This window comes from Deinococcus radiotolerans (assembly GCF_014647435.1).
GTDB lineage: Bacteria > Deinococcota > Deinococci > Deinococcales > Deinococcaceae > Deinococcus > Deinococcus radiotolerans.
Genome location: NZ_BMPE01000001.1, coordinates 425,215 through 439,508 on the forward strand (window position 1 = coordinate 425,215; position 14,294 = coordinate 439,508).

The 14,294-nt window shown below is 70.1% G+C and carries 15 protein-coding genes; 13 read left to right on the forward strand and 2 right to left on the reverse strand.

Features of this window, described 5'->3' with window-relative positions; translation table 11 throughout:
• Positions 1-20: 20 nt before the first annotated feature.
• The 5 genes from IEY63_RS02070 to IEY63_RS02090 all read left to right on the forward strand — a co-directional run bounded on the left by IEY63_RS02070 (position 21) and on the right by IEY63_RS02090 (position 4,999).
• Positions 21-1,046: an ATP-binding protein gene (locus IEY63_RS02070; RefSeq protein ID WP_189067296.1), complete on the forward strand. Its 1,026-nt coding sequence runs from the start codon at positions 21-23 to the stop codon at positions 1,044-1,046.
• A gap of 85 nt (positions 1,047-1,131) precedes the next feature.
• Positions 1,132-2,268: a vWA domain-containing protein gene (locus tag IEY63_RS02075; RefSeq protein ID WP_189067297.1), complete on the forward strand. Its 1,137-nt coding sequence runs from the start codon at positions 1,132-1,134 to the stop codon at positions 2,266-2,268.
• Positions 2,265-3,083, forward strand: a complete 819-nt coding sequence (gene nudC / locus IEY63_RS02080) for an NAD(+) diphosphatase (protein ID WP_189067298.1) — start codon at positions 2,265-2,267, stop codon at positions 3,081-3,083. The genes IEY63_RS02075 and nudC overlap by 4 nt, the downstream gene beginning before the upstream one ends.
• A gap of 53 nt (positions 3,084-3,136) precedes the next feature.
• The gene (locus IEY63_RS02085; RefSeq protein ID WP_189067299.1) at positions 3,137-4,537 is read left to right on the forward strand and encodes a hypothetical protein; all 1,401 of its coding nucleotides are present in this window, start codon (positions 3,137-3,139) and stop codon (positions 4,535-4,537) included.
• 132 nt (positions 4,538-4,669) lie between these two features.
• Positions 4,670-4,999: an NUDIX domain-containing protein gene (locus IEY63_RS02090; protein ID WP_229784423.1), complete on the forward strand. Its 330-nt coding sequence runs from the start codon at positions 4,670-4,672 to the stop codon at positions 4,997-4,999.
• 49 nt (positions 5,000-5,048) lie between these two features.
• Here the strand turns inward: IEY63_RS02090 and IEY63_RS02095 are convergent, their stop codons facing one another.
• Positions 5,049-6,581 carry a B12-binding domain-containing radical SAM protein gene (locus IEY63_RS02095; protein ID WP_189067300.1) on the reverse strand — a complete coding sequence of 511 codons (1,533 nt, stop codon included), beginning with the start codon at positions 6,579-6,581 and terminating at the stop codon, positions 5,049-5,051.
• A 203-nt stretch (positions 6,582-6,784) separates the two neighbouring features.
• On the opposite strand from IEY63_RS02095, the gene IEY63_RS02100 reads away from it, so the two are divergent.
• The 6 genes from IEY63_RS02100 (at position 6,785) to IEY63_RS02125 (ending at position 12,024) form a co-directional block, all read left to right on the forward strand.
• Positions 6,785-7,024 (forward strand): KH domain-containing protein, encoded by a 240-nt coding sequence (locus IEY63_RS02100; protein ID WP_058976649.1) that lies wholly within the window; start codon positions 6,785-6,787, stop codon positions 7,022-7,024.
• Entirely contained in the window at positions 7,021-7,572 is a 552-nt protein-coding gene (gene rimM / locus IEY63_RS02105; protein ID WP_119674294.1) for a ribosome maturation factor RimM, read from the forward strand. Before IEY63_RS02100 ends, rimM begins: the two co-directional genes overlap by 4 nt.
• Positions 7,562-8,398, forward strand: a complete 837-nt coding sequence (trmD, locus tag IEY63_RS02110; protein WP_189067301.1) for a tRNA (guanosine(37)-N1)-methyltransferase TrmD — start codon at positions 7,562-7,564, stop codon at positions 8,396-8,398. Before rimM ends, trmD begins: the two co-directional genes overlap by 11 nt.
• Positions 8,399-8,475: 77 nt before the next feature.
• Positions 8,476-9,090, forward strand: coding sequence for an LON peptidase substrate-binding domain-containing protein (locus IEY63_RS02115; RefSeq protein ID WP_189067302.1), 615 nt, complete (start codon positions 8,476-8,478; stop codon positions 9,088-9,090).
• 92 nt (positions 9,091-9,182) lie between these two features.
• Entirely contained in the window at positions 9,183-11,531 is a 2,349-nt protein-coding gene (recG, locus tag IEY63_RS02120) for an ATP-dependent DNA helicase RecG (RefSeq protein ID WP_189067303.1), read from the forward strand.
• A gap of 133 nt (positions 11,532-11,664) precedes the next feature.
• On the forward strand, positions 11,665-12,024 hold the full coding sequence (locus IEY63_RS02125; RefSeq protein WP_229784424.1) for a DUF705 domain-containing protein: 360 nt from the start codon (positions 11,665-11,667) through the stop codon (positions 12,022-12,024).
• A gap of 45 nt (positions 12,025-12,069) precedes the next feature.
• On the opposite strand, the gene IEY63_RS02130 is transcribed toward IEY63_RS02125, so the two are convergent.
• On the reverse strand, positions 12,070-12,999 hold the full coding sequence (locus tag IEY63_RS02130; RefSeq protein ID WP_189067304.1) for a ferritin-like domain-containing protein: 930 nt from the start codon (positions 12,997-12,999) through the stop codon (positions 12,070-12,072).
• A 207-nt stretch (positions 13,000-13,206) separates the two neighbouring features.
• Here IEY63_RS02130 and IEY63_RS02135 point away from each other — a divergent pair, with 207 nt between their 5' ends.
• Positions 13,207-13,545, forward strand: a complete 339-nt coding sequence (locus tag IEY63_RS02135) for a histidine triad nucleotide-binding protein (RefSeq protein ID WP_189067305.1) — start codon at positions 13,207-13,209, stop codon at positions 13,543-13,545.
• Positions 13,545-14,225, forward strand: coding sequence for an HAD family hydrolase (locus IEY63_RS02140; RefSeq protein ID WP_189067306.1), 681 nt, complete (start codon positions 13,545-13,547; stop codon positions 14,223-14,225). The genes IEY63_RS02135 and IEY63_RS02140 overlap by 1 nt, the downstream gene beginning before the upstream one ends.
• The last annotated feature ends 69 nt before the right edge of the window (positions 14,226-14,294 follow it).

A 14,294-nucleotide genomic window follows, 5' to 3' on the forward strand; every position in this document is an offset into this window, starting at 1 on the left:
CTTTGCGGTAGCCTCACCCCGTGAGCCTGACTGCTGCTGAACTTCAGACGTACCTGCACGCCCTCGTCCGCGGCGAACTGAAACTCGCCACGATGATCTGGGGCCCGCCCGGCGTGGGCAAGAGCAGCGTCGTGGCGCAGGTGGCCGCCGCGCACGGCCTGGACTTCGTGGACGTGCGCCTCTCCCAGCTGGCCCCCACGGACCTGCGCGGCCTGCCGGTCCCCGAGAGCGACGGGCAGGGGGGCGGCGTGAGCCGCTGGTACCCCCCGGAATTCCTGCCCAGGGACGGGCGCGGCATCCTGTTCCTGGACGAGGTGAACATGGCCCCGCCCACCATGCAGGGCATGGCGCAGCAGCTCATCCTGGACCGCCGGGTGGGCAGCTACGAACTGCCGGACGGCTGGTTCGTGTGGGCCGCCGGGAACCGCAAGGAGGACCGCGCCAGCGTGTTCGACATGCCCGCCCCCCTCGCCAACCGCTTCCTGCACCTGACGGTCCGCCCGGACTTCGACTCCTGGCGCAGCTACGCCCTGGGCCGGAGCCTCCACGAGCACGTTATCGCGTTCCTGACGTTCCGCCCGGAACTCCTGCACCGCCTCGACCCGCAGCAGCCGGCGTGGCCCAGCCCGCGCGCCTGGGAGATGGCGTCGCGTCTGCACCGCGCCGGACTGGACGCCACGCCCGCCATCGGCGAGGCCGCCGGGGCTGAATTCAGCGCGTTCGTGCGCCTGTACGAGCAGCTGCCTGACCTGGGCATCGTGCTGGAAGGCCGGGGCGCGGGCCTGCGCCTGCCCGACGAACCCAGCGTCCGCTACGCCGCCGTCGTGGGCCTCGCCGCGCGCGCCGCCACCGCCGACGAGGCCTACCACGCCTTCACGTGGCTGGCCGACAGCGCCGGACCCGAATGGCTCCAGCTGTACGTCGCCACCCTCGTCAGCAAGTTCCAGGCCATCGGGCAGCTCGCGGACCTCGCCGAACTCGTGGGCCGGGACGAACGCCTCGCGACGCTCGTGCAGACCACGCTGAGCCTCACGGAAAGCGCGTGAGGGGGGATGGTCGATGGTTGAAAGTTGCTGGAGAACACCTTTTTCCATCAACCATCCACCATCCACTTTCAACACCGGGCGCCTCATGACCCCGGTCCCGGTCACCCCTGAGTTCCAGCGCCTGATCTCCGGCTCCCGGTTGCGCCTGCGGGGGCGGTCGGCGTTCTTCGCGACGCTGCTGCTGCACGCGGAGTTCGTGCCGTCGCGGGAGGTCGCGGCGGCGGGTACGGACGGCGAGCGGGTGTACGTGAACCCGGAGGTCGCCGCGACGCTGGCGCCGGACGTGCTGGACGGTCTGCTGCTGCACGAGGTGCTGCACGCGGCGCTGTCGCACGTGGAACGCCGCGGTCCGCGTGAGAAGAAACGCTGGAACAAGGCGGCGGACCTGATCGTGAACGGCATGGTGTCGGCGGCGGGCCTGCCCACGCCGCCGCAGTCGCGGCGGGACGAGCACCTGGAACGCCTGAGTGTCGAGGAGGTGTACACGTCCATCGAGGCGGAAAGCCAGGGCGACGGCGAGGACGAGGGCGACGACCTGCTCGACGGGCCGCCCAGTGACGCGCCGCCGCGCGGGCAGAAACCGGGGCAGGCCGGGCAGACGCAGCGGCAGTGGCAGCAGGCGCTGGCTCAGGCGCGCAGCGTGGAGGCCATGAGCGGCAAGGGTGACGACCCGCTGGGCGAGCACCGCGAGTTGCAGCGCCTCGCCCCGGCGCGGCTGGACTGGCGCGCGCACCTGTGGCGCTTCCTGGCGCGCACCCCGGTGGATTTCGGGGGCTTCGACCGGCGGTTCGTGGGGCGCGGCCTGTACCTGGAGGCGCTGGACGACGAGTCCCTGACCGCACTGATCGCCGTGGACACGTCCGGCAGCGTGGACGACGACGCGGTGCGGGCCCTGGTGGGCGAGGTGCAGGGCGTGCTGGGCGCGTACCCGCACGTCCGCGCGACCCTCTACTACGCGGACACCGAGGCGTACGGCCCGCACGACCTGACGCCCGGCGGCGAGATCCCCCCACCGCAGGGGGGCGGCGGCACCGACTTCCGCCCGATCTTCAAGCTGCTGGACGAGCACGAACCGGACGTCCTGATCTACCTGACCGACGGGTACGGGGACTTCCCAGACGCCGCGCCGCGCCTGCCCACCCTCTGGGTCGTGCCGCCCGGCGGCCTGGAGGACGAGGGCTTCCCCTTCGGTGAGGTCCTGCGCCTGGAGGAACACACATGATTGCGACGAGTCGCCCTGACGGCTTTGAGGTTGCCCTGACGCTGACCCCGGATGCGGAGTCGGTGTGGTTCGTGTTCGACGGACCGAAACTCGTCCTGCGCACGGACGGCGCCCTGCCGACCGGGGAAGCCCCACTGCCCGCGGTGGACGTGACGCCGCTGGGCACCCTGGACGGCACGTCGTATCTGGCGGCGGGCCTGGACGGCGACCTGCCCGCCGGCTTCCAGGCTGTGCCGGTCCGTTCCGGCTTTGGCCGTCTGCCTGAGCACCACATGGGGCTGGCCGGGTACGCTGCGCAGGTCATCGAGTTCGCCCGCACGCACCGCTACTGCGGCCGCTGCGCCACGCCCCTCAGTGACGCCACGCATGAACGCTCGCGCCGCTGCCCGAACTGCGGCCTGACGGTGTACCCGCGCGTGGCCCCCGTCGCGATGGTGCTGATCCGGCGCGGTCAGAGCCGGGACACCGAACTGCTGCTGGCCCGCAGCCCGCACTTCCCGCCCGGCATGTACTCCGCGCTGGCGGGCTTCGTGGAACCCTCCGAGACGCTGGAAGCCGCTGCCCGGCGCGAGGTGCAGGAGGAGGTGGGCGTGCAGATCACGGACCTGCGGTACCAGTTCAGTCAGCCGTGGCCGTTCCCGCACTCGCTGATGCTGGGCTTCACCGCCGAGTACGCGGGCGGCGACATCACCCCGCAACCCGGCGAGATCGACGACGCCCGCTGGTTCCCGGTCACCGACCTGCCCACCCTGCCCGCCGCGTTCAGCATCGCTCGGGCGCTGATCGACGCGGCGGTGGCCGAGGCCCTGGCGTAACCACCGGACCCGCGTCCCCCCCTGCCCCCTCCCCTCGTGGCATCATCGCTGCGATGACTGGTGAGCTTGACCCGCGGACGCTGACGATCTTGGGTGTGGAGGGGGCGCTGGAGGCGGCGGGGGCGCCGCGCGCGACGGCGGATACGCTGTCGGGCCTGTCGGCGCATCCGGACGCGCGGGTGCGGGCGCGGGTGGCGCGGCATCCGAACACGCCGGTGGAGGTGCTGGGCGGACTGGCGGCGGCGTACCCGGCGGACGTGCTGGCGAATCCGGGGTTGCCGCTGATGCGCCTGGCGCGGCCGAACCTGCTGGGGGTGTTCCCGGCGGATGGGGTGATCGCGCTGCTGAACGCGCCGGGCGTGCCGGGCTGGGTGGTGGACTCGGCGCTGCGGCACGAGGATTACGCGGTGCGCACGGCGCTGGCGGGCCGGGCGGACCTGAGTGCCGAGCGGGTATCGGCGCTGGCGCAGGACGCCGGGTGGCAGATCCGCGAGGCAGTCGCGCGGCGAGACGCGCTGCCCGAGGGGCTGGTGCGGCAGCTGGCGGCGGACGACGATTACGACGTGCGCAAGGCCGTGGCGTCCCGCCCTGACCTGCCGGGGGACGTGCTGCGCGTACTGGTCGGGGACGCGCACGGCATGGTGCGGGCCGGGGTGGCGCGGCGGCTGGATCTGCCGCTGGACTGCATGATCCAGCTCGCGGCGGACGGCGACCCGGACGTGCTGGCGACCCTGGCGCGGCGGGTGGATCTGCCCCGGTCGGTGCGGGAGTGGCTGGCGACGAACGATCAGCCGCTGGTGCGCGCGGCGGCCCTGCAGGCGTGGACGGTTCCGGCGGAGTGGCTGGCGCGGGCCGAGGTGGACGCCGACCCGGACGTGCGCGCCGCGCTGGCCCGCCGCCCGGACGCCCCGGCGGAGGTGCTGACGCGACTGGCGGGCGACGAGTCCGAGACGGTGCGCCGCGCCGTGCTGGAGCGCAGCGACCTGCCGGAGGGCGCGGTGCTGGCGCTGGCCCACGCGCCGGAAGGCGATATCCGCCTGCACGTGGCGAGCGCGGAGGGGATTCCCGCGTCGGTGCTGGACGCCCTGCTGACCGACCCGGACGCCAGCGTGCGGACGGTGCTGGCGGTGCGACCCGACCTGGGCGCGGCGCAGCTGGAGGTGCTGGCGGGCGACCCGAACCCGGAGGTGCGCCGCGCCGTGGCGTACGCGACCGCCACCCCGGGCGGGACGCTGGCGGGGCTGGCCCGCGACCCGAATGCCGGGGTGCGCCGCGCGGCGGCCCTGCACCCGAACCTCCACCCCGAGGACCTGGGGGTCCTGTCCGGGGACCCGGACGAGGGCGTGCGGCTGGCCGTCGCCGGGCGCGCCGACCTCTCCCCCACCGTGCGGGACGCGCTGCTGGCCGATCCGGAGGCGAGCGTGCGTGAGGAGGCCGCGCGGGCCGGCGCGTGACCGACATCCGACTGCCTCTGGGGGGCGTGAAGTTCAGTGTGCGGGCCGTGCTCCTCTGCACGCGCGGGGACACGCTCCTGACGAACACCGAGCCTGGCATCAGCTTTCCCTACCTACCGGGGGGGCGCGGTCATGTCGGACGAGGATTCCGCGCAGGCCGCCGCGCGCGAATGGCACGAGGAGACCGGCCTGACCGCAGGCGAGCTGCTGCTAGTCGGGGTCGTCGAGAGCTTTTTCGGCCCGCCGGGTCGGCGCGAGCACGAGATCGGCTTCTCCTACCACCTGCCTGCCCCATCCAACCTGCCGGACGGGACGTTCACCGTGCACGACAACCCGGACGTGCAGTGCCAGTGGGTGCCCTTCGACCGGATCGAGGCGACCCCGGTGTACCCGCTGGTCGTCCGGGACCTGCTGCGCGTTCCGCCGGGCGAGGTGCGGCACATCCTCAATCGGGAAGCGTAGAACAAGCCTCCTCCACGTCTGCTGGAGGGGGCTTTCCGTGGGGCTGGGGTCAGATGGCGAGGCCCTGGGCGTGGGCGCTGACGTCCTTGCTCTCGTACTGGCCGGGCGGCAGGCCAATGCTGGGCGTGTTGGTCTCGAACTCGTCGCTCCAGCCGACTTCTTCCAGGGCTTTCTTCCACGCGCCGATGCTCTCGTTTCGGTAGATCTGGTAGGCGGCCATGCCGACCTCGGGGCCGCCGCGCGCGATGACCGATTCCACCCAGGCCCACTTGGCGGACACGTTGCGGAGTTCGGCGGTGGTGCGCAGTTCCTTCTGGATGCGTTTCATGCGCTTCTCGATGGTCTGCACGCCCGCGAAGGGGTCCGCGAAGTGCGGCGTGTGGCGTTTGGGCACGAAGGGGCTGATGCCCAGCGCGATGCGGTTGATCTTCGCGAGGTCCTTGGTGAACTCGATCAGTTCGGTGATGTCGTCGTCGTTCTCGGGGCCGAGGCCGATCATCATGTACACCTTGACGCCCTTGAAGCCCAGGTCGCGGCTGATGTGCGCGGTCTTGGTGAGGTCCTCGGTGGTGATGCCCTTTTTCAGCCAGCGGCGCAGGCGTTCGCTGGGGGCGTCGCTCGCGACGGTGAAGGTGCGCAGGCCGCCGGCCTTGAGGATCTCGGCCAGTTCGGCGTCGACGGTGTCGGCGCGGATGGAGCTGACGCCCAGCTTGATGCCGCGGTCGGTCAGGGTGCGGCCCACGTACTTGGTGTGTGGGAAGTCGCTGAGGGCCGCGCCGACCAGGCCGACCTTCTCCACCCAGTCGGGGATGGTGTCGAGCAGTTCCTGCGCCTGGTTGTTGCGGTTCGGGCCGTACATGGTCCGCGCGAGGCAGAAGGTGCAGGGGCGCGGGCAGCCGCGCTGCGCCTCGACCAGGAACATGTTGCTCAGTTCGCTGTGCGGCGTGACGATCTGGCTGTATGCGGGGAGCAGTTCCTTGGGCGCGGTGGCCCACTTGGGTTCGTGGGCGTGCCGGGCGGGCAGAAAGATGCCGGGCATCCCGTCGATCAGGTCGTAGAAGTCCTCGCGGCTCTCGGCTTCGCGCAGCGCCTCGCTGATGACGGGCACGATCTGCTCGCCGTCGCCGATCACGATGATGTCCGCAAAGGGTGTGAGCGGGTAGGGGTTGCTGCTCGTGAACGGCCCGCCGATCATGACCAGCGCGTCGCTGTCGTCGCGTTCCTCGCGCAGGGGACGCAGCCCCGCCACGTCCAGCGTGCGGATGATGTTCGTCAGGTCCAGCTCGAACGACACGCTCAGGGCGAACAGTTCGCAGTCCCCGGCGTCACGCCCGCTCTCCACGGTGGGCAGGGCCTGACCGGTGCGTTCGAAGGCGTCCACGTCGTCGGGCAGGAAGGCGCGTTCGCAGGCGACGCCCTCTTCCTGGTTGAACATGCGGTAGATGACCTGATAGCCCAGCGAGGCCATGCCCACCGAGTAGCGGTTCGGGAAGGCCAGGGTCACGCGGACGGGGGCCTGCTTGTAGATCGTGCCGGTCTCGTCGTCCAGCAGGGGTTTGATGGTCGTGCGCCAGTAGCTCAAGGGTCCTCCGGGGGCGCGCGGCTGGAGGGGGGTGTCCCTCCGGGCTCCTCACCGGGTCCGCCCGGGGGGCGGCGCGCGTCACAATCGGCGATTCTAGCGGACGCGGGGAGGTGCAAGTGGGGGGCGCGTCACGTGCCGGGGCCCACCGTGGGGGCATGAGAGACGCCCGGTGCGCGCGGGGTGCATGGCGTAGAATGCCGCGCATGAAGAGTGATCCCGTGGATCTGACCCTGTTCCTGGCGCAGAGCGTGGTGGACCAGCCGTCGCTGGTGCGCGTCTCGAAGCGCGGCCCGACCGTGATGGTCCGCGTCGGCCCCGGCGAGGAGGGCCGCCTGATCGGCCGTCAGGGCCGCGTGATCCAGGCGATCCGCACGCTGGTGCGCGCTGCCTCCGACCCGCGCGAACGGCTGAACGTCGACCTGGACGCGCCCAGAAAAGCGTGACGGGCGGGCAGGACCGGACGCGGCTCGGGTATTTCCTCGGGCCGCATGGCGTCAAGGGCGGCGTGAAGGTTTACGTACTGGGTGACCAGGAGCAGTTCCGCGCGCTGAAACGGGTGTTCGTGGAGGGCCGCGGCTGGCTGCGCGTGGCGCGGCTGGAGATGCTCGCGCCGGGCGTGGCCCTGCACCTGGCGGGCGTGACGTCGCGCGAGGCGGCCGAGGAACTGCGCGGCCTGAACGTGTTCGCGGCGGACGACGAGCTGCCCGAGCCCGAGGAGGGCGTGTACTACTACCACGAGCTGCGCGGCCTGACCCTGCACGGCGCCGGTGGCGAGGTGTTGGGTGAGGTCGTGGACGTGGAGGACGGCGGGCATCAGGACCTGCTGGTCGTGCGGCATGAGGGCGGCGAGTCGTTCGTGCCTCTTCAGGCGCCGTACGTGCTGGTGAACCTGAATGACCGCAGGCGTCCGGCGTCGCTGGCGCTCTCGGCGGATGCCCCGGCAGGGCTGCTGGAGGCGGATGCACCTGAGGTCGGCGGCGATGACGCCTGAGCCCACCCCGGACGGCCCGCTGACCTTCTCGTTCCTGACGCTGTTCCCCGAGTTGCTGGCACCATTCGCCTCCGAGGCGATCCTGGGGAAGGCCCGCGAGCGGGGGCTGGTGGACGTGCGGCTGGTGAACATGCGGGACTTCTCGCAGAACAAGCACCTGAAGGTGGACGACACGCCGTACGGGGGCGGAGCGGGCATGGTGATCCGCGTGGACGTCGCCGAGCGGGCGCTGGCCAGCCTGCCGCCCGCCGACGAGGTGATCCTGTTCAGTCCGGCCGGGCAGCCGTTCACGCAGGCGGTCGCGGAGGAACTGGCCGGGAAGGCACACCTCGTGTTCCTGTGCGGCCGCTACGAGGGCTTCGACGCCCGCGTGGAGGGGCTGGTCACGCGCGAATTGAGCGTTGGGGATTTCGTGATGATGGGCGGCGAGGCGGCGGCCGCGTGCGTGCTGGAGGCCGTGGCCCGGTTGCGGCCCGGCGTGCTGGGCGACGCGGACTCGCACCGGGCGGACTCGTTCAGTTCGGGCCTCCTGGATTATCCCGAGTACACGCGGCCCCTCGCGTGGCGGGAGCAGGCGGTGCCGGAGGTGCTGCGCGGCGGGAACCACGCGGCCATCGGGGCGTGGCGGCGCGAGCAGGCGCTGAAGCGCACGCTGGCCCGCCGCCCGGACCTGCTGGTCTCGGCCCCGCTGACGCCGCAGGACAGCGCCACGCTGCTGACCCTGGGCGCTACCCCGGACGACCTGAAGGGCTGGGGGGCGCCTCCACCACCGATACCGAGAGTGAAGCGCAAGAAGCGGCCTGCCGATCTCCCCCCTGGGACGTGAGAAAACCGCCGAAAATGGCGGTTTTCTGTGGGATGCACCCACATTGTGCGCGGCGGAACGCGCCAGCATGACAGGGTATGCGCGTTCCGCTGTTTCCCCTGCCGAACCTGGTGTTGTTTCCAGGCGTGGTGCTCCCACTGTACGTGTTCGAGCCCCGGTACCGTACGCTGCTGACTGACGTGCAGGCTGGCGGTGAGACGTTCGGGATCGTGCGCATCCTGGTGTCCTCGAAGGAGTCGGACCTGCCGTTTCAGGACCGCGTATCGCGCGTGGGCACGCTGGCGCACCTGCGGCACGCCGATCTGCACGAGGACGGCACGAGCACGATCATCATTGCGGGCGGTGAGCGGTTTCAGGTGCAGGAGTTCCACATGGATCACCCGTACCTGAGTTCGGACGTGACCCTCTGGCCCCTGGAGGCCGAGCCGGACCTGACGCCCACCGAGGCCGAGCAGGCCACGCTGGCTACGGCGCGCGAGTTGCTGGCGGCCCTGCTGCGGCTGAATCCGGACAACACCGAGGCGCTGCTGGCGGCCGCGCCTGAGGACCCCCTGCTGATTGCCAGTTTCGCTGCGAGTGTCCTGCCCCTCAGCGGGGAGGCCCGCGAGGACGCCCTGCGCGCCCGGACGGTGCTGGACCGTCTGGATGTCCTTCTGGCGCAGGTGCCCAGCGCCGCCAGGACGCTGAACTAGCCCCGCAGGAATCGGGACGTTCTCCGCTCTGGCAAAGCGGTTCAATTCTGCCTGGGACAGAATCCAGTCCGCTCTGATAGGCTGTCTGTCCGATGGCGACGGTGGCGGAATTACGGGACAAACTGCGGCGACCACTGGCAGCGGAACTGGCCTCCGGCTGCCAGAACCGCGTCGTGGCGGGCGGCGTGGAGAAACTGCTGGCCTCACCACTGGGCAACCCATTCCCGAAGGTCCGCGAGGCCTTGGCTGGGTACGCGGCGCTGGACGCAGCGGCACGGGACGCGGCCCTGCGCGCCGCCCTGGACCTGCTGACCGACACCCCCGCAAAGACCGCCGCTCCGAAGGCCGCGCCCGTCGCCAAGCGCGCCGCCGTCCCCACCGCCGCTCCGGGTGAGCGCCTGCCCCCGGACGCGCCCGTCGAGCGGCTCGACAGTGGACCCGGCGGCGCGCGCAAGCTGCACACGCTGGGCCTACACCTGCTGCGCGACGTGCTGCACGCCTACCCGCACCGTCACGAGGACCGCCGCGCCCTGCCGGACCTGTCCGAGGTCGAGGAGGGACAGAAGGTCACGGTGGAGGGCCGCGTCGTCGCCAAGTCCCGCCGCAGTCCCAAACCCGGCATGCAGATCCTGGACGTGACCCTGGAAACGCCGTCTGGCGGGCGCGTGAAAGCCACGTGGTTCAACCAGCCGTGGGTGGAAAAGCAGCTGCGCGAGGGCGCCCGGCTGGTCCTGACGGGTCGTGTGAAGCGCTTCGGGCGCAGCGTGCAGCTGGGCGTGGAGCACTTGGAGACGGTGGACGGCGCCCAGGATTCCCTTTCGACCGGGCGGATCGTGGGCGTGTACGACGCGAAGGACGGCATCTCGCAGGAGTTCCTGCGCCGCGCCGCGTTCCGCACGTTGCAGGCCGTCCCACTGGACGATTACCTACCCGCGCACTGGCGGCGGCAGTACGGTGTGACCGACCTCAGCGACGCGCTGTGGGGCATTCACTTCCCGGCCGACGAGGCTCACCTGAGCCGCGCGAACCACCGCCTGCGCTTCGACGAGTACCTGTTCCTCGAACTGCGCATGCTCCTCCAGGGTGAGGACGCCGTGCTGCAGGGCAAACGCTTCAACGCCAAGGGGGACGACATCCACACCTTCGAGGGCGCGCTGCCGTTCCGCTTCACGAACGCGCAGCGGCGCGTGCTGCTGGAGATCACGGACGACATGCGCAGCGACCGCCAGATGGCCCGCCTCGTGCAGGGGGATGTCGGGAGCGGCAAGACCGCCGTGGCCGCCTGCGCCCTGTACCTCGCCGTGCGGGACGGCTACCAGGGCGCGCTGATGGCCCCCACCGAGATCCTCGCGCGGCAGCACTACGCGAACCTCGTCGGGTACCTCGGGCAGCTCGACATCCGCGTGGGCCTCCTGATCGGCGCGATGACGCCCAAAGCGAAACTGGAGATGCAGACCCGCATCGCGGACGGGGACGTGGACGTCGTCGTGGGCACCCAGGCGCTCATTCAGGAGAACGTCCGCTTCGACAACCTCGGGCTGGCCGTCGTGGACGAGGAGCACCGCTTCGGTGTGCAGCAGCGCCGCAAACTCCTCGCGGGCCGCCCCGACGTGCTCGTCATGAGCGCCACCCCCATCCCCCGCTCGCTGGCGCTCACCGCCTACGGCGACCTGGAACTCTCGGTCATCGACGAACTCCCACCCGGCCGCACACCCATCGAAACCAAACTCATTCAGGACACCGCCCGGCAGCAGGCGTACGGGTTCGTCATGCGCCAGATCCGCGAGGGGCGGCAGGCGTTCGTCGTTACCGCCCTCATTGAGGAAAGCGAGAACCTCGAACTCCTTGCCGCCACGCAACTCGCCGACGACCTCAAGACCATCCTCCCCGAGGCGCGCATCGACCTGCTGCACGGCAAGATGAGCGCCGCCGAGAAGGACTTTGTCATGGACCGCTTCCGCGCGCACGACTTCGACATTCTCGTGTCCACCACCGTCATCGAGGTCGGCGTGGACGTCCCCAACGCCACCGTCATGGTCATCGAGAACGCCGAACGCTTCGGCCTCGCCCAGCTGCACCAGTTGCGCGGCCGCGTCGGCCGAGGCAGCGCCCAGAGCTACTGCGTCCTGATCGCCGGGGAGCACAGCAAGAAAACCCGGCAGCGCCTCAAGATCATCGAAGGCAGCACCGACGGCTTCGTCATCGCCGAAGCCGACCTGAAACTCCGCGGCCCCGGCGAGATACGAGGCACCCGCCAGAGCGGCATCCCGGACCTGCGCCTCGCCGACATTGCCAACGACACCCAGATCATCGAACAGGCCCGCGAACTCGCCAAGCACATCCTCGCGCACGACCCCAGGCTGGAACACCCCCGCCTCCAGTACCTCCGCAGCGAACTCCAGAACCGCAGCCAGAGCGTCGCCTACCGCGAGGTGATCTGATGTGGACTCCGATTGAATGGTTTGCAAAAACCGTTCAATCCGAGCGGATGCGAGAAGGAGCAAAGCGGGTTCCGGACGTGAAGCTGACGACCCGGTGCCGTTCCGGGTCGCCAACGAAACAGACGGAATCCGTATGATGACCCCTCCCCCGCTGGTCGTGTACGTGGATGTGGACGAGACGCTGGTGCGGAACGTGGGGCGGTCACGGGTGCCGATTCCGGGGGCGATCGCGCATGTGCGGGAGCTGGCGGCGCAGGGCGCGGAGCTGTACTGCTGGAGTTCCGGCGGGGCCGCCTACGCGAGGGACAGTGCGCGTGAGGTGGGCTTGGAGGCCGTGTTCACGGCGTTCCTGCCCAAGCCGCAGGTGCTGGTTGATGATCAGCGGGTGGAGTCGTGGCGGCGGCTGGTGCAGGTGCATCCGCTGTCGTGCCCGGGTGAGTCGGTGGCGTCGTACCGGGAGGCGCTGGACAGCACCCGCCGGTCAGAGCGCTAAGGCCCTGACCGGCGGGTGGGAACGGTTCTGTTGAACCGCTAGGGATTATTTGATGTTGCCGTTCAGGCCGTTGGGGTAGAAGCCGCCTTTGCTGGCGCCGGGGGCGAGGTAGACGATGTTCAGTACTTCGCGGGTGCTGCGGGGGAACGCGACGCCGTTCGTGTCGGCGGGCGCGATGACGGCCATGCCCTTGGCGTCGGTGAGGCCCTGGTCTTTCATGCCGCCGACCTTGCCGCGCAGGTTGCTGATGGCCTGCACGACCTGCCCGACGTACAGTCCGGCGGCGGCGCTGATCTGGCGCTGCTGGAAGAGCATGCTGCGGATTGCGCCACCGTGGTAGGCCTCAACGGCGAGGATGCCGGCGGCCGCCTGGAGGTAGGCGGGGTTGGTGATGAGGGTCGCGGCGCCGTTGTAGGCGGTGACGCCCACGTCCTCGAAGATGAACGCGCCGTGCAGGAAGAACAGGTCGTTCGCGTAGGGGTTGAAGCCGTCGATCTTCCCGCCGCTCGCGGCCTGTCCGGCGGCGCGGAAGGCGCCGTTCAGGTCGATGACGGGGCGGGGTGCGGCGGCCTTGCCGAGCGCGCCGTGCAGGAATTTCACGTGGGCGAGTTCGTCCTCGGCGATGTCGCGGGCGAGGGCCTGGACGTTACCGTCCTTGAACTGCATGCCGCGGTCCTGGTCGAGGCTGGCGGGCAGGCGGATGTCGGCGCCGCCGCCGATCTTGCGCAGTTCGTTCACGCGGCCCACGGCGGCCAGGTAGAAGGCCGCTTCTAGGTATTCGAGGTTCAGGGCGAAGTTCAGGACGTCGCCGTCGATGTTCTTAGCTGGGGCGGCGCTGGCGGTGCTGCCCGCGGCGAGGCCCATGGCGGCGGCGCCCAGGCCGAGCTTGCCGAGGAAGCCCATGGCGGCGCGGCGGTTCATGGCGGACTCGTTGGTGGCGCTGTCGATGATCTGCTGTTCGGTATCGTGGCTCATGGTGGTGCTCCTGGGTGTGGTCGCCCCTGGACGCCTCCTGTCGGGGGGTCCGGTGTGGGGGTGGGAAGGTTGGGGGAGTGAACCGCCGCCGGGTGGCGGGGTTCGTGCTTGACATCCAGCCATATGCGGCGGGGGATGGGGTTGGATCACCGAGGGGGTGAATGTGAACGCCACATAAAGATGCGTGGGGTCGGTAGAGTGGGCGGCATGAACGATCAGCCCACCCTGTTCGAGCGGATCATTGCGCGGGAACTCCCCAGCGACATCGTGTACGAGGATGAGCAGTACATCGCGATCTGGGATATTGCCCCGAAGGCCCCCATTCACCTTCTGGTGATCCCCAAGCGCATGACGCCCCGCGTGGACGCCATCACGGACGCTGCGGAGATGGGTGAACTGTGGCTGACGGCGGTGAAGGTGGCGCGGCAGCACGCCGACGATTACCGACTCGTGGTGAACTGCGGCACGGGCGGCGGACAGGTGGTGTTCCACACGCATATTCACGTGCTGGCCGGCTGGGAGCACGGTCCGGACAGCGACACCTGATGCCGACATTTGATGGGGTGCTGTTCGATCTGGACGGCGTGCTGATCGACAGTGAGCATCTGGCCGAGGGTGTCTGGGTACGCACCCTGGCGGAGCATGGCCTGCCGATTCCCGCGAATGAGTTCTCGCACCTGGCGGTCGGGCAGACGTTCCCGAACGTGCTGCTCAGGTTGCAGGAGTTGCACGGTTGGACGGCCACGGACGCGTTCCTGCCGGTGCTGGAGGAACGGTTCAATGAGGCGTTCGACACGGTCCCGGCCATTGAAGGGGCGCGGGAGACGCTGCTCGCGCTGCGTGCAGCGGGCGTTCCGTTTGCGGTGGCCAGCAACAGCGAGCGGGGGCGGCTGCACCTGAAGTTGCGCGCGTCGGGACTAACTGAGCTGGTGGGTGAGCACGCATACGATCCGTCCTGGGTGGGCGGGCGGGGCAAACCCAACCCGGACCTGTACGTGTTTGCGGCGGCGCAGCTGGACGTGGACGTGGCCCGCTGCGTGGTCGTGGAGGATTCCGTTCCAGGTGGGACGGCCGGCGTGCGGGCTGGCGCGACGCTGTTTGCGCTGCTCGCGGCCGGGCACATTCATCCGGACAGCGCGGCGCAGATGCAGACCATCGGGGCCGCGCGGGTCCTGTATTCGCACCGGGAGCTACAGGGGGCGCTGGGACTGACGGTCAGCAGCTGATGTGCGGGCGGGGTGATGGATCACCCCGCTTTCGCTTGACTTGAAACTCTACATATGTTGTTAATAGGA

Coding starts and splice junctions, on each gene's coding strand:
- recG (WP_189067303.1), top strand. CDS start 9,183: ATGGCGACGGTGGCGGAATTACGGGACAAACTGCGGCGACCACTGGCA.
- IEY63_RS02100 (WP_058976649.1), top strand. CDS start 6,785: ATGAAGAGTGATCCCGTGGATCTGACCCTGTTCCTGGCGCAGAGCGTG.
- IEY63_RS02090 (WP_229784423.1), top strand. CDS start 4,670: ATGTCGGACGAGGATTCCGCGCAGGCCGCCGCGCGCGAATGGCACGAG.
- IEY63_RS02135 (WP_189067305.1), top strand. CDS start 13,207: ATGAACGATCAGCCCACCCTGTTCGAGCGGATCATTGCGCGGGAACTC.
- IEY63_RS02140 (WP_189067306.1), top strand. CDS start 13,545: ATGCCGACATTTGATGGGGTGCTGTTCGATCTGGACGGCGTGCTGATC.
- IEY63_RS02130 (WP_189067304.1), bottom strand. CDS start 12,999: ATGAGCCACGATACCGAACAGCAGATCATCGACAGCGCCACCAACGAG.
- IEY63_RS02085 (WP_189067299.1), top strand. CDS start 3,137: ATGACTGGTGAGCTTGACCCGCGGACGCTGACGATCTTGGGTGTGGAG.
- IEY63_RS02115 (WP_189067302.1), top strand. CDS start 8,476: ATGCGCGTTCCGCTGTTTCCCCTGCCGAACCTGGTGTTGTTTCCAGGC.
- nudC (WP_189067298.1), top strand. CDS start 2,265: ATGATTGCGACGAGTCGCCCTGACGGCTTTGAGGTTGCCCTGACGCTG.
- IEY63_RS02125 (WP_229784424.1), top strand. CDS start 11,665: ATGATGACCCCTCCCCCGCTGGTCGTGTACGTGGATGTGGACGAGACG.
- trmD (WP_189067301.1), top strand. CDS start 7,562: ATGACGCCTGAGCCCACCCCGGACGGCCCGCTGACCTTCTCGTTCCTG.
- IEY63_RS02075 (WP_189067297.1), top strand. CDS start 1,132: ATGACCCCGGTCCCGGTCACCCCTGAGTTCCAGCGCCTGATCTCCGGC.